The sequence below is a fragment of the Paenibacillus sp. FSL R7-0163 genome (genome assembly GCF_037969975.1).
GTDB lineage: Bacteria > Bacillota > Bacilli > Paenibacillales > Paenibacillaceae > Paenibacillus_AQ > Paenibacillus_AQ odorifer.
On the sequence record NZ_CP150224.1, the window covers coordinates 5,345,398 to 5,359,635 of the forward strand.

Below are 14,238 nucleotides of genomic sequence, written 5' to 3' on the forward strand. Positions count from 1 at the left end.
GTCGGCTGATCTTAAACTTGGTTTGTTTTAGAAGCATGAAGCTTTTTTAATGTAATCTTTCATCAAACATAAGTTGAATTTGAATACCAAAGGGATCTTCAATGATACCGTAGGCTTTACTAAACACATTGCTGGATAACGGAGAAATAATTTTCACGCGCTCGTCTGTGATTAAGCTTTTATAAAAACCTTCAATCCCCTCTAAGTCAGCACTTTGAATACATAATGAAGTGTTATTGCCCACTGTATATTTCTCATTCGTATTCATTGTATCTTCTGCTATCATTATTTTTGTTTTTCCGATTAACAGAACAGAGTGAGTAATATAATCCTTATTTTCATCCGTAAGCTGTATGGAGCTGTCACGCTCTGCAAGTTGTTGATAGGTGACACGTAACAATTCCTCTGCGTTAAAATGTTTTTTGTAAAATTCTATAGCTTCCTTGGCTCTTCCCTTCATCGATAAGAAAATAGCTACTTCTAGTGTTGTACTCATAGTGTAAATCTCCTTCGTATATTTGATATGTGATCTTAAACTTATTATCATATATAAAGGTATCAAAACATGACACCTTAATAAGGAGCTTTTTATATGAAGAAATCAGAACGATTAAATGACATGATGAGATACTTAAACGGGCGAGAGTTTTTTAATCTAAGTAACCTTATGGAGAAATACAATATTTCAAAAAGCACAGCGCTACGTGATGTTACTTCATTAGAACAATTGGGTATGCCTATTTTCGCGGAACATGGAAGACACGGACGTTATGGTATTCTAAAAAACAGATTGTTATCCCCTATTATTTTCACGATAGATGAAGTCTATGCGCTGTATTTTGCCATGCTGACGTTAGAATCTTATCAATCCACACCCTTTCATCTAAGTGTTAACAAGCTAAACGAAAAGTTCGAGCACTGTCTATCGAGTACACAAATCAACCAGATTCACAAAATGAAAAAGGTCCTGCAATTCGAAATGTATCAGCATAAGCATGTCAGCCGTTTTTTAGATAAAATCCTAGCAAGTATTCTAAATGAGAGTGCCTGTAACATTGAATATACAAAAGAAAACCAAACAAAAAGCTACCCTGTTCAATTCTTTAGGATTTCCGCTAAGTTTGGTCAATGGTATGCCACTGGAATAGAGCTTGCGACGAATACATATAGAGTTTTTAGATGTGATCGAATAACCTTCATTGAAGAAGAGGAAAGCAAAGCTCGTTATTCTATAGAAGAACTTCTTAGTCGTTCATTAGAAATCTATCAGTCTGCGAAAAGTATTGACTTTGAAGTTGAGATTGCGGAACAAGCAAAGGATATTTTTTATAAAGAACATTATCCTTCTATGGAAATAGAGGTTGGTCCGAAAACAGTCATTAAGGGATTCTACAATCCAGGTGAAGAGGATTTCTTGGCTAATTATTTTATCCGATATGGTCATGCTGTTACATCCGTGAAACCTGAAGCCTTAAAACAAATAATCAAAGATAAGTTAGAGCAACTCGTAAATCACTATCAAAAAATATAAAGCTAATCAAAAGGGGTGAAAAACACAGCTTGGAGAACTGCCTTAGCCTTTTTGAGGTTACGCATATCCAGTTGGTTAAGCATGTCTACGATTTGACTCATTTCATCGTTTTCCACTGGCTCAAGAGATGCTCCGGTAGTTAATAGTTCTTTTTCAGCGACCGATTCCGAATGAACCCATGACGCTTGCAAAGTATCCTCGAAGGCTTGGATTATAAATAACAATTCATCTGTGTTATATCTCTGTAGAAACCGGTTTATCCCTTTATTCATCTGCTTATGTAGGGCTAAATGCAAATCGAATATTTCTTTCCCTAGAGGTGTTGTAAGAAAAAGCACTTCTTTTTTATTATCGGGGAGAAACTCCGTGCGAATAATTTCCTGTTGTACTAATTTTCTAGTGATTTTGGACACGCTGCCTTTTGGAATTCCGAATTGCTTCGAAATGGTAGTGCCATTCACCGGCTCAAGCTGTCCAATCGCATCTATTACATGCAGCATCATGACTGTGGAGTCTTGGAGGAAATCAATGATAAGGGGATTACTGCAGTTCTGAATCAACCATGCCTTCTCTTCGTCATCCTCCGATTGAAATCGCTTTTGTAATTGGGGAATCTTCTCTATTAATTTTTTTATCAAAATATCCTTATTAGGTAATTTCTCGAAAGAATGCGTCACTGTTACGTCTCCTCGTAAATTCATCTTATGCTCATTTTAACAAGATACAGCTCATAAATAAAGTTTCCTAGAAATAATATTGACAACAAGGAAACTTAAAACGTATTATTGTTTCCATAGTTAATATTTAATTTCTAGGAAACAATAAATCATAAAGAAGGTGTTTATATGAATGTCTTAATTATTTTTGATCATCCCTACGGTGCATCAGCGTCCGAGAATATCCCCCATCAGCGAAGCTATTCCGCAGCTTTATTAGCCTCCGTTATGCGAGGTCTCACCACCAAAGGCCATACGATTGATCTTATCGACCTGCATACCGATGGATTTGATCCGGTCATGTCACGCGAAGAACTCACTGCTTGGCGACAAAAGAAAACCACCGACCGGCTAGTCGCCAATTATCAGCAGCGTCTTATAGCAGCGGATCATATCGTCTTCATTTTCCCTATATGGTGGGAAGCCATGCCCGCTCTTACCAAAGGTTTTCTTGATAAGGTATTCGCAAAAGGCATTGTCTACGAAGAAACTAAACCTGGGCGGCCCTTCAAATGCTTGCTCCCAAATATTAAAGGAGTGTCCTTGCTGACCGTAATGAACACACCCGACTTCTTTTATCGCTGGATTTTTGGCAACCCCATCACCAAAATTCTATTTAGAGGCACCTTCCGCAAAATGGGAATACGGAAGAACCTCCGTTGGTATAATTATTCCGGGATGTCAGATCGCAGCTTAGAAGAGCGGGTGAAGCATCTCGATAAAACAGAACAACGGTTTGCACGACTGGACTAAACTAGACTAGACTAGATTAAATTACTCAAGCGCTGACTGATTCTGAGGCTAGCCTAATATAAAAAAACACGCCAATAACTGGCGTGTTTTAGTTAAATTTATTAAAATTCTTCATACGATGCGGGATCTTGATCAGCTATGCGACCTGTTGGCGAGGTTAATGCGGAAATAACGGTCATCTCAGCTTCCGATAATTGAAAATCAAAAATATTCAGATTATCGCGCTGATGCTCTAGAGAAGAAGCCTTTGGAATTGGAATAGCCCCAAGCTGTATATGCCAACGTAAGATAACTTGCGATATCGATTTATTATGAACCTTACCTATTTCCGCTATTTTCTCATTTTCCAGTACGCTGCTAGCTCGTCCCAATGGACTCCACGATTCAATCACTACCCCATGCTCTTTGTTCCATGCACGTTGCTCTTCCTGATTAAAATGAGGATGCAGCTCAATCTGATTCATGCTCGGCGCTACGCCAGTTTCTTGTATCAAACGCTCGATATGCTCCGGCAAAAAGTTACATACACCGATGGAGCGGATCAAACCTTGCTTCCGTGCCTCGATCATCGCCTGCCAGGCTTCAACATATAAATTCACTCTAGGGTTAGGCCAGTGGATGAGATAGAAATCATAATAATCCAATCCGGCTCTGAATAAAGACTCCTGTATGGTGGCTAATGCTTCTTTATAAGAGTGATGGCGACCTGGCAGCTTGGAAGTAATGAGCAGTTCTTCCCTAGGCACAGAAGTTTGCCGAACAGCCTGGCCTACAGCACCTTCGTTCTCATAATTAAACGCAGTGTCGATCAGACGATAGCCAACATCAATCGCCTTAGTGATGTTTTGTGCTCCCTCAGTACCATTTAACGCGTAAGTACCAAAACCAATAGCAGGCACCTTCACTCCATCGTTCAATATGATTTCAGGTATTCTCTCAGTCATCGTCGCACTTCTCCTTTGTTGTCATTTAAGCCCCTGCCGATCCATCTTATAATTATTATAACATCTTCATAGTAAACTCAATCATTGGGTTACCTGAACAACCTCTAGCTTATTGGTAAGCCGCTTTCGTGGGCATCCGATTTATTTTTTATAGTAAAATGAATCTACAGCACTGGATTTTCGTAATGTTATGAATTAAAAGTAGAGATAAGAGGTGTACCCAATGAAGGAGCAATATCCAGCTAGGCTTGAATTGTTCGCAGACAACGCTCAGAGGATCAAAAAAGCTTTTCCATGGCAAAATGCAATGGTTAATCGGTTAGCGGCACTATTGTATGCTGTAGAGGACAAAGTTGCAGATGACGAAGCCATTCGTGCTAGCTACGAGCTAATTAAGGAGAGTACCGGGATTTTCTCTCAATTTAGAGGGGCTTCGGTGATCAGCATTGCTGCCCTGCTTTCACTTTCTGACGAAAAGGAAACTCTGCTTGCAAACACATTTACCGTGTATGATTTAATGAAGGAAGCCAAATTCAGAGCCTCTGATTATCTCGTCGTTGCTGCCTATCAAATCGCTGCTAATGCAACATCGGATCGATATCAGCGTACGGTAGAACGGGCAAAGCTATTTTACGATAGTATGAAGGCAAAACATCGTTTCCTTACCGGACAAGACGATTATATCTTCTCCGCTATGCTTGGTCTTTCCGATATCGATGTTGAGAGTGGCGTGGACCGCATGGAGCAGCTCTATGTAACACTTAAGCCCGAATTTATGTCAGGCAACAGTGTGCAAGCCCTGACCCAGGTATTGGTTCTTGGGGAAGAAGCCCCTCAAGCAGCGGACCGTGTATTGGCATTAAGAGATGCATTTCGTGCACAGGGTATCCGGCTAGACAAGGAATATACCCTCTCCTCGCTGGGCGTGTTATCCCTGCTCCCTTGCAACAAGGAGGACATCGTTACTGATGTCTCAGAGACTTACGAATTTTTGCGTACAAAAAAGGGCTTCGGAAACTGGTCTATTGGCAAGCAGGAATTACTGCTCTTGTCTTCTGCACTGGTAGCCTTCAGATCTGTGGAGGATGTGCAAAACGGCGTATTAACTACGATGCTTTCTACCAACATTACCAATATTGTAATTGCGCAACAGGCTGCTCTTGCCGGGGCAGCGGCTGCATCAGCTGCGGCTGCAGCTTCTTCTTCGAATTAGATTGAATCGTGAGGGAAAGATATGGACTCAATAAAAATCTTCACAACTAGAAATGAAGAATTGTTAAACCGTCTACTGAACATTTGGGAATCATCCGTGCGGCATACTCATCTTTTTCTATCCGAGCAGGATATTGATGCTTTGCGGCCGCTGGTTACGCAGGCGCTTGAGGGCATAAGCGATTTGTTTGCTTTTACAGATGATGAGGAACAGTTGCTTGGCTTCATAGGGGTTCAGAATAAAAAGATTGAAATGCTGTTCGTAGAACCTGCTGCAATGGGAAAAGGGGTTGGAAAAGCGCTAGTAGCTTATGTCATGCAGAAACTCGCCGTACACCTCGTGGATGTGAATGAGCAAAATCCCCAAGCTTTAGGTTTCTATGAGCATATGGGATTTCAGGTTTTTGAGCGTTCAGCACTCGACGAACAAGGTAATCCTTTTCCTATCCTGCACATGTCGCTTAAGTAGCTTTTTCCTATGCAGGAGACAGTTCGAAGCATTTTAATATTGTAAAAAGACAACAGAGCAGCGATTCTCTCGTTTGAGAACGCTGCTCTGTTGTCTAGTTGTCTGCAGTTTAGGTTGGCGAAGCTAGGAGCGGATAGGAGGAGTTATAAGAAGAGGCGGAGATAGGCGAAGCGGCTCCGAGTATTCGGCTCAGCTGTATCTACTTCTGCATCTACATCTACATCTGCATCTACTTCTACTTCTTCATCTACATTTACTTCTACTGCTACAGCTACTTCTACTTCTACTGCTTCTGCTACTGCTACTGCTACTTCTGCTTCTGCTTCTACTTCTACTTCTACTTCTACTTCTACTTCTACTTCTACTTCTACTTCTACTTCTGCTTCTGCAACTACTTCTGCTTCTACCTTTACATCTACTTCTACTTCTACTTCTGCAACTACTTCTAAATCTACGCATATACCCTCGTGCACATCGCCAAATCAATGCTCTCTGTTGCTTCCGGACTCAGATGACGCTATTTGCTCATTTATCACCTTTGAGGCATAGTTTCGGACTCCAGTGTCGCTATTCTATAGAAAGAGCCTCATTTCTGGCGTTTTTTATGCCAATAGCTGCTATGGAGTCCGATACCATGGCAAATGGCGGATAATCCGGCGTTTAAGGTCATCTGGGTCCGATGGAATCCGCTAGCGTCAGTTCCTAACCATCCCCAGTTACTTCCGGACCCAGGGGGCGCTATTTGCTCATTTATCACCTTTGAGGCATAGTTTCGGACTCCAGTGTCGCTATTCTATAGAAAGAGCATCATTTCTGGCGTTTTTTATGCCAATAGCTGCTATGGAGTCCGATAACATCTCAAATGGCGGATAATCCGGCGTTTAAGGTCATCTGGGTCCGTTAGCGTCCGATAGCGTCAGTTCCTAACCATCCCAACTTGCTTCCGGACCCAGAGGACGCTATTTGCTCATTTACCGCCTTTGAGGCATAGTTTCGGCCTCCAGTGTCGCTATTCTATAGAAAGAGCCTCATTTCTGGCGTTTTTTATGCCAATAGCTGCTATGGAGTCCTATAACATTCCAAATGGCGGATAATCCGGCGTTTAAGGTCATCTGGGTCCGATAGCGTCCGATAGCGTCAGGCATAGTTTCCGATAGCATCTAATATCGTCAGAAATCGTCGGATGGCATCGATAGCGAACGATAGCGAACGATAGCGAACGATAGCGTCGGGTCCTAACCATCCCCTGTTCCTTGCGGACTCAGAGGACGCTATTTGCTCATTTATCGCCTTTGAGGCATAGTTTCGGACTCCAGTGAAGCTATTTCATAGAAAGAGCCGCAGCTATGGCGTTTTTAGATGCTATTCCACCGACTTCAAAGCCTCTATCATATGGATTCGTTTGAGCTTAATATGCATGAACGCCATGACTATACCGGAGAACAAGAGGGTTAGGAGCGCCGCATAAATATAACTTGGCCACTTGATGATCGGAGCGAACATCGTCGCATCCAGCTCGGCCGTCTTCAGGACGAAGCTATGCAGCACTATGCCGAGACCCGATCCAGCCACAATACCGAGTAGGCTAAGCAGCATATTTTCGCGGTAAATATACATGGTTACTTCCTTGTCGTAGAAGCCCAGTACCTTAATGGTTGACAGCTCCCGGATCCGCTCGGACACATTGATATTGGTCAAATTGTAGAGGACGACAAAAGCCAACGCCGCCGCTGAAACAATGAGCACCAAAGTTACAACGTCCATACTCTTCATAGTCTCATCGAAGGCGGAACCTACACTGCTGGAAAAGCTGATGGCAGCGACGCCCTCATTAGCCGTCAGCTTCTCACCAAATTTGTCTTCCCATGTTTTATCATGTGCGGTGTAGTTCAGAAGTTCTGTGTTGAATACTGGTTTTTCTCCGAACACAGAAGCATAATACGCCGGTGTCATATAAACATAGTGCATTACATAATTCTCTGTAATCGCCGCGACCTCAATCTCGAATGTTTCATTATCTTTGTCCACCACGGTCAATTTATCGCCAGACTCCAGCCCATACAGCTTAGCTAGCTTCTCTGAGATAATAGCCCCATCATCCGTAAGCATCCGTCCTTCTCCACTTTTTCGATCACGCAACTCCACGAAATCGGATAAAGAGTTAACGGAGGTAGGAACGAACAGATGAACCTCTTGGTCATTTACACCACTAGCATGTGCGGTCATCCGTTCTTGCGCCACACTCAGCGTCCCAGTTACTGCAGATTCACCAGTGATTAGTTGGTCGTAGGCTTTTAGCACATCGGCAGACACATCTTCATGCAGCGCCACAAGTGCATCATATTTCATAATCGTGCCGAACTGCGACCCGGCGATGCTGCCAATTGAATCCTTGAGACCAAATCCCGTCAGGATCAGCGCTGTACAGCCAGCCACGCCGAATACAGTCATGAACATCCGCTGCTTATAGCGGAATAGATTCCGTGCGGTAACCTTTTGGACAAAGCTCAATCTCTTCCATATAAAAGTGATCCGCTCCAGTAAAATACGCTGGCCACTCTTTGGTGCCTTCGGACGCATCAATACGGAAGCATTGCTGCGCAGTTCTACCCGTGAGGCAATCCACGCCGTCAACGTAGTACATATTAACGCTACGATAACGGATATGATCGAATACGAAAGATAGAAGTTCTTCGTGATATCCGGTAAATTATAGATTGCACTATACGCATCGTAGATAATACCCGGAAACAGGGTAAAACCAACCGCAAGACCCGCAATTGAAGCCGCCAGACTGGCAAGTGTACCGTAGACCAGGAATTTGGCCATAATGTCGCGATTGCCATAACCGAGTGCTTTCAGTGTCCCGATCTGCAGGCGATGCTCCTCAACCATCCGTGTCATGGTCGTCAAGCTGACCAGCGCAGCAATCAGGAAAAAGAACACAGGAAACGCACTGGCAATCGCCGACAACCGATCAGCGTTATCTTTATATTCGGCATATCCCGGATTAGCGCTTCGGTCAGTAACGTAGACCTTAAGCTGCTCCAGCTCTGCAAGCTTTTGCTCCCCTGCCGCCAATTCCTCCTTGGCAGAAGCAAGTCCGGCAGCAATTGCCTTCATACTTGCAGCCTGTTCCTGCTGCACTTCCTCCGGCTGGCGCTGCAAATCCGCAAGCTGCTGCTCGGCGGCGGCCACCTTTGCGCGGCCACCAGAAAGCTCTTTCTCGCCTTCCGCCCGCAGCTCAGCAAGCCGTGCTTCCGGCACGCCGGACATCGCCTGCTCTACAGCATGGGTATGCTGTTCGATCAGATCTTCATACTCCGGCGAATAAGCCTTCACCCCAGTTGTATCCTTAAATGACAGATAGGCTTCCGTATACACCGGAAGCTTGAAATCTGACTCCGGGATCGCGGCGAACGCATCCGCCGTACCTTTGCCGATCCCACTGGTGCCACGGGTACTTTGCTCAATAAACTGTGGACTTCTAACAAAGCCAACTACGGTATACTCCAGTGTCTCGAAGCTGTTCGACAGCTCCGCATCCGTACCGTTTCCACTGAAAGATACCTTGTCACCCAACGCATATTCTTCCGCTAGCTTATCGTCCAGCACGATTTCACCGGAATGCTCCGGTAGATGGCCTTCAATTATACGGTATTGATTAAGTGGTTTATCCGTGTTGTAAGAATTGACTTTAAGTATTAAGGCATTATCACCCATGAATACATCTGCGCTATAGCTCGGCTGAATCTCATCGATCCCCTGTACATTTCTGAGTAACCCGATGTTGTCTTCAGTCAGGCCGTAGTTAGTCTGCACCTTCAGATCCATCAAGCGCTGCTCTTTGTAAAAGGTTCCAGCTGTATTCAGCATATCTGGCCCTGTAGCCTTGATTCCGGCAAAAAAGCTGACGCCTAACATAATAATTGCAAAAATCGAAATAAACCGGGCTTTGGTATGCCCAATTTCACGAAAAATATCTTTCCACAATGCTCGCTTTTTCATAGATGCCTTCTCCTTACCATTCAATATCGTCAACGGATACCGGCGAAGGATTGATCACCATCTTCCGCACCTTAGCGTTGTTAATCTCTATAACCCTGTCAGCCATCGGGGCGATCGCCAGATTATGTGTAATTACGATAACCGTTGTCCCGGTGTTACGACAAGTATCCTGCAGCAGCTTCAGCACCTGCTTGCCGGTGTTATAATCAAGCGCTCCTGTCGGCTCGTCGCAGAGCAGCAGCTTCGGTTGTTTAGCTAACGCTCTGGCGATAGCGACACGTTGTTGCTCACCACCGGACAGCTGAGCCGGGAAATTATCTAACCGCGCGCCCAGACCCACATCCTCCAGCACCTTACGTGCATCTAATGCACGCGGGGAAATCTGCGAAGCAAGCTCAACATTTTCCAGTGTGGTCAGATTAGGCACTAGATTATAGAACTGAAATACAAAACCTACGTCATTTCGGCGGTAGCCTGTCAGCTCCTTGGCACTAAACTTGGCGATATCAATGCCATCCACAATGACCTGACCTTCATCGGCGGAATCCATTCCACCCAGAATATTAAGCACCGTAGATTTACCCGCACCGCTTGGGCCAACGATCACGGCAAATTCACCTTTTTTTATCTCAAAATCAATCCCGTCATTCGCGACAATTACATTCTCGCCCATCTTGTAACGCTTGTACTCCCCTTTTACAGCAACAAAACTCATTCCTCTTCCTCCTGTCCCTATCCGAACTAAGTCTAATTACTCTACATTGTCTCAGTTTATCATAATTAGAACGCTCAAGCCCGAATGGCAAACCCTCATTACACAAGGTGAAATTCACATCATTAATAAGTTCATTTTTTTGTAACAATAATGTAACAAGGAAATTTTACCGTAAACGATACTTAGTCATTTGATAATGTTATAATCACTTTGTTTTATTTACTCTTTTCAGGCAAGAGTGAAAGAACAAGAACAATCAGAAACAGGTGATCAGATGTTCGAACTGAAATGGCTATGGCAGAACCTAGAGGGAAACCGGACGCGATATATTCTGGCACTCTGCCTTTCGGTGGTGGGCTCAAGTCTTACAATCGTGAATCCGTACATCAGTCAGCGCATTGTCGATACGTTTATAGCTGGTGACAACGCCCTGCAGAATCTTACACAAGAACGGCAATTATTGATTATGCTCTGTCTGGGCATGATCGGATTTTCTCTACTGCGCACAGGTCTCGCATATTTCACGACCATGCAGTACGAGATATCCTCGCAAAATATGATGTACAATGTCCGCATTTATTTGTACAACAAAATTCAGGGACAGGACAGAAAATACTACGATCATAATCGTACCGGCGATCTCATGACCAAGATGACAGGCGATCTGGACATGGTCCGTCACTCTATGGCCTGGATTTTTAAGACGATCATTGAATCGCTAACGATTTTTCTTGCCGCCGTTATCTATTTTTTCACCATAGATGCGGAACTGACGCTGTGGATGCTTATCCTGTCACCGCCCATTTTTATCGTGGCTTACATATTCGCTAAACGCGTCCGTCCTATGTATATTGACCTGCGTGAACGGCTGTCCCAGCTTAACACGACTACACAGGAGAATATCTCAGGCAACCGTGTGGTCAAGGCTTTTGCCCGCGAGGAATTCGAGGTCGAAAAATTCACAGAGAAGAACGTCAACTATTCTACGGCGAACAAAAAGGCTGCCCTTGTATGGCTTGATTATTTTCCTTATCTGGAATCCTTCGCTCAGGGCTTCAACGTAATACTTATGTTGGTTGGTGGTTTGTTCCTTATGAACGGCCGGATCACCTTCGGTGAGTTTATGGCCTTCTCTTCGCTTATTTGGGCTATATCCAACCCTATGCGCAACATTGGTATCATTATCAACGACATTCAGCGCTTTTTTGCGAGCTTGTCCAAAATCGTAGATATCTATTATGCCCGGCCAAATATTGTTAATGAGCATACTGTCACTGACAAACGCCGTTATGAAGGCCGTATTGAATTCGATCATGTCCGCTTCAAATATGATAGCGCTATCGTACTGGACGATATTAGCTTTACCGTTGAACCCGGTGAAACTGTAGCAATCATGGGCGCGACAGGATCAGGCAAAACAACAATCATCAACCTCATCCCTCGCTTCTACGATGTAGCTGAAGGGCGCGTACTCGTAGACGGTGTTGATGTTCGGCAGCTGGAGCTTGATGAACTTCGTGGAAATATCGGCATGGCGACCCAAGATGTACTCTTGTTCTCTGATACCATTGATGGAAACATCGCCTATGGCGATCCTGATCTTCCGGAAGAAGATGCAATGGGTTATGCAGAGCTCGCAGCCGCACACGACTTCATTACCAAAATGCCTGAAGGTTATGATACCGTTGTCGGGGAACGCGGAGTCGGACTGTCGGGGGGGCAAAAGCAGCGTATTGCCTTAGCGCGTGCTTTGGCGGTACACCGTCCTATCCTGATTCTCGATGATACGACCTCTGCGGTCGACCTTGAGACGGAGGAGCATATCCAAAAAAGTCTACGTGAACTGGACTATCCTTGTACGAAAATTATTATTGCGCAGCGTGTATCTACTACCTCGCAAGCCGACCGTATTCTCATTCTGGATGGCGGGAAGCTAGTTGAGGAAGGAACTCACACTGAACTGCTGGCGAAACGTGGTTACTATTACGAAGTGTTTAAACTGCAGAACGAGGGTATTGGAAGGCAGGTGACCGCAAGTGGCAAGGAATAAATTTGACGTCGATGAAAATCTTGAATCGCCGTTTAATATAAAACACTTCCGGCGTGCGATGGTATATATCAAACGAAAGAAAACGCCAATGATTGTTGCGTTCGTGCTCAGTGCACTTTCAGCAGCCATTTCACTGTCGGCTCCGCTGATCATGCAACATGTCATCGACGTGACCATTCCGGCAAAAGAGAAGCTTGCACTGCTGGGTTGGGCTGCACTGATGCTTGTGACCATCGTGGTCAGTGTTTATCTGGCTACGATACGCTCGCGCATCATGACGAGTGTTGGGCAGGATATTATTTTTGACATCCGAACGGATTTGTTTAAGCATCTGCAAGAATTGCCTTTCAAATATTATGACGACCGCCCACAGGGCAAGATCCTTATCCGGGTCGTAAACTACGTCAACGCCGTTTCAGATGTGCTGTCCAACGGGATTATCAACTTTATTCTAGAAATCGTGAATTTGCTCTTTATCGCAGCCTTCATGTTCGCTGTCGATGTACGACTCTCATTTGTCATCCTTGCCGGACTGCCAGTCTTCCTTGGCATCATGCTGCTGATCAAAACCCGGCAACGCCGGGCATGGCAAGCAGTGTCCAACAAAAGCTCCAATCTAAACGCCTATCTGCAAGAAAGCATCAGCGGTATTGGTGTGACGCAAATGTTCTCCCGGGAACAACGTAACGAAGGAATCTTCACACGTCTCGCGGGTAATTTCCGTAAAGAATGGATGAAGGCTCAACGTTACAACTTACTTATTCCGTTCTCTGTAGACAACTTGTCTACGATTGTTACATCATTGATTTTCCTTGTAGGCCTACTAACTCTGAGTCCTCAAGACATGACCCTCGGTGTCATTCTGGCGATGAGCAGCTACGCTGCCCGCTTCTGGCAGCCGATTCTGAGTCTTTCGAACCTGTACAATAACTTCATCAACGCCGTTGCCTATCTTGAGCGTATCTTCGAAACGCTGGATGAACCGGTTACCGTCAGTGATATTCCGGATGCAAAAATACTGCCATCTGTACAGGGCCATGTCACCTTCGACGATGTAACTTTCGCCTATGACCCGGGGCTTAATATTCTGGAAAATATCTCCTTCAAGGTCAAAGCGGGAGAAAGCATCGCGCTGGTAGGACCCACAGGTGCGGGCAAAACAACCGTCGTCAATCTGATCTCACGGTTTTATAACATTTCCAGTGGTCAGATTCTGATCGACGGCCAGGATATCTCGCAGGTGACGTTAAAATCTCTTCGCAGCCAGATGGGGATTATGTTACAGGATAGCTTCATCTTCTCCGGTACCATTCTGGACAATATTCGGTACGGCCGACTGGATGCGACCGAAGAAGAAGTAATCGCCGCTGCAAAGGCCGTTTGCGCCGACGAATTCATCCGTGAATTCGATCAAGGCTACATGACAGAGGTCAATGAACGTGGCTCCAAGCTGTCTCAAGGACAGCGGCAGCTCATTTCGTTCGCAAGAACACTTTTAGCAGATCCGCGCATTCTCATCTTGGATGAAGCCACTTCTTCCATTGATGCGAAGACTGAGCGCTTATTGCAAAAAGGGCTGAATGAACTGCTTAAGGGACGCACCTCGTTCATTATCGCGCATCGCCTCTCCACCGTAAAAAACTGCGATCGTATTATGTACGTATCTAACAAAGGCATCGCGGAAAGCGGCTCACATGATGAGCTTATCGCACAGCGGGGCCTTTATTACCGCCTCTACACAGCACAGAAGATGGAAGCTTAATTGAAGAAATACCAAAAGAGCTCAGGCCGATTTGCAGCCTGAGCTCTTTTGGTGTTTTATATTTTCAAAAAATATCAA

The 14,238-nt window shown here is 44.7% G+C and carries 12 protein-coding genes; 6 read left to right on the forward strand and 6 right to left on the reverse strand.

The window, feature by feature from the left end; all coding sequences use genetic code 11:
* Positions 1-46: 46 nt before the first annotated feature.
* Entirely contained in the window at positions 47-496 is a 450-nt protein-coding gene (locus NST45_RS23485) for a VOC family protein (RefSeq protein ID WP_036684862.1), read from the reverse strand.
* Between the two features lie 96 nt (positions 497-592).
* Here NST45_RS23485 and NST45_RS23490 point away from each other — a divergent pair, with 96 nt between their 5' ends.
* Positions 593-1,531 carry a YafY family protein gene (locus NST45_RS23490; RefSeq protein ID WP_036684860.1) on the forward strand — a complete coding sequence of 313 codons (939 nt, stop codon included), beginning with the start codon at positions 593-595 and terminating at the stop codon, positions 1,529-1,531.
* A gap of 2 nt (positions 1,532-1,533) precedes the next feature.
* Here the strand turns inward: NST45_RS23490 and NST45_RS23495 are convergent, their stop codons facing one another.
* A complete protein-coding gene (locus NST45_RS23495) occupies positions 1,534-2,208 on the reverse strand; it encodes a winged helix DNA-binding protein (RefSeq protein WP_339823982.1) in 675 nt (224 codons plus the stop codon).
* A 168-nt stretch (positions 2,209-2,376) separates the two neighbouring features.
* On the opposite strand from NST45_RS23495, the gene NST45_RS23500 reads away from it, so the two are divergent.
* On the forward strand, positions 2,377-3,000 hold the full coding sequence (locus NST45_RS23500) for an NAD(P)H-dependent oxidoreductase (protein WP_076142356.1): 624 nt from the start codon (positions 2,377-2,379) through the stop codon (positions 2,998-3,000).
* A gap of 101 nt (positions 3,001-3,101) precedes the next feature.
* On the opposite strand, the gene NST45_RS23505 is transcribed toward NST45_RS23500, so the two are convergent.
* On the reverse strand, positions 3,102-3,944 hold the full coding sequence (locus tag NST45_RS23505) for an aldo/keto reductase (RefSeq protein ID WP_036684855.1): 843 nt from the start codon (positions 3,942-3,944) through the stop codon (positions 3,102-3,104).
* A 223-nt stretch (positions 3,945-4,167) separates the two neighbouring features.
* On the opposite strand from NST45_RS23505, the gene NST45_RS23510 reads away from it, so the two are divergent.
* Both NST45_RS23510 and NST45_RS23515 read left to right on the forward strand, forming a co-directional pair.
* Complete coding sequence (locus NST45_RS23510; RefSeq protein ID WP_326047280.1) at positions 4,168-5,157, forward strand: DUF4003 family protein; 990 nt, start codon at positions 4,168-4,170, stop codon at positions 5,155-5,157.
* 21 nt (positions 5,158-5,178) lie between these two features.
* Positions 5,179-5,625 carry a GNAT family N-acetyltransferase gene (locus NST45_RS23515; protein ID WP_076190108.1) on the forward strand — a complete coding sequence of 149 codons (447 nt, stop codon included), beginning with the start codon at positions 5,179-5,181 and terminating at the stop codon, positions 5,623-5,625.
* Positions 5,626-5,768: 143 nt separating this feature from the next.
* Here NST45_RS23515 and NST45_RS23520 read toward each other — a convergent pair whose 3' ends face one another.
* The 3 genes from NST45_RS23520 to NST45_RS23530 form a co-directional block, all read right to left on the reverse strand.
* On the reverse strand, positions 5,769-6,098 hold the full coding sequence (locus NST45_RS23520; RefSeq protein ID WP_339823985.1) for a hypothetical protein: 330 nt from the start codon (positions 6,096-6,098) through the stop codon (positions 5,769-5,771).
* An 889-nt stretch (positions 6,099-6,987) separates the two neighbouring features.
* The gene (locus tag NST45_RS23525; RefSeq protein WP_339823987.1) at positions 6,988-9,633 is read right to left on the reverse strand and encodes an FtsX-like permease family protein; all 2,646 of its coding nucleotides are present in this window, start codon (positions 9,631-9,633) and stop codon (positions 6,988-6,990) included.
* A 13-nt stretch (positions 9,634-9,646) separates the two neighbouring features.
* The gene (locus NST45_RS23530) at positions 9,647-10,348 is read right to left on the reverse strand and encodes an ABC transporter ATP-binding protein (RefSeq protein ID WP_036684849.1); all 702 of its coding nucleotides are present in this window, start codon (positions 10,346-10,348) and stop codon (positions 9,647-9,649) included.
* A gap of 274 nt (positions 10,349-10,622) precedes the next feature.
* Between NST45_RS23530 and NST45_RS23535 the strand changes: the two genes are divergently transcribed.
* Both NST45_RS23535 and NST45_RS23540 read left to right on the forward strand, forming a co-directional pair.
* A complete protein-coding gene (locus NST45_RS23535; protein ID WP_076098706.1) occupies positions 10,623-12,398 on the forward strand; it encodes an ABC transporter ATP-binding protein in 1,776 nt (591 codons plus the stop codon).
* On the forward strand, positions 12,385-14,160 hold the full coding sequence (locus NST45_RS23540; protein ID WP_076142576.1) for an ABC transporter ATP-binding protein: 1,776 nt from the start codon (positions 12,385-12,387) through the stop codon (positions 14,158-14,160). Before NST45_RS23535 ends, NST45_RS23540 begins: the two co-directional genes overlap by 14 nt.
* Positions 14,161-14,238 lie beyond the last annotated feature (78 nt).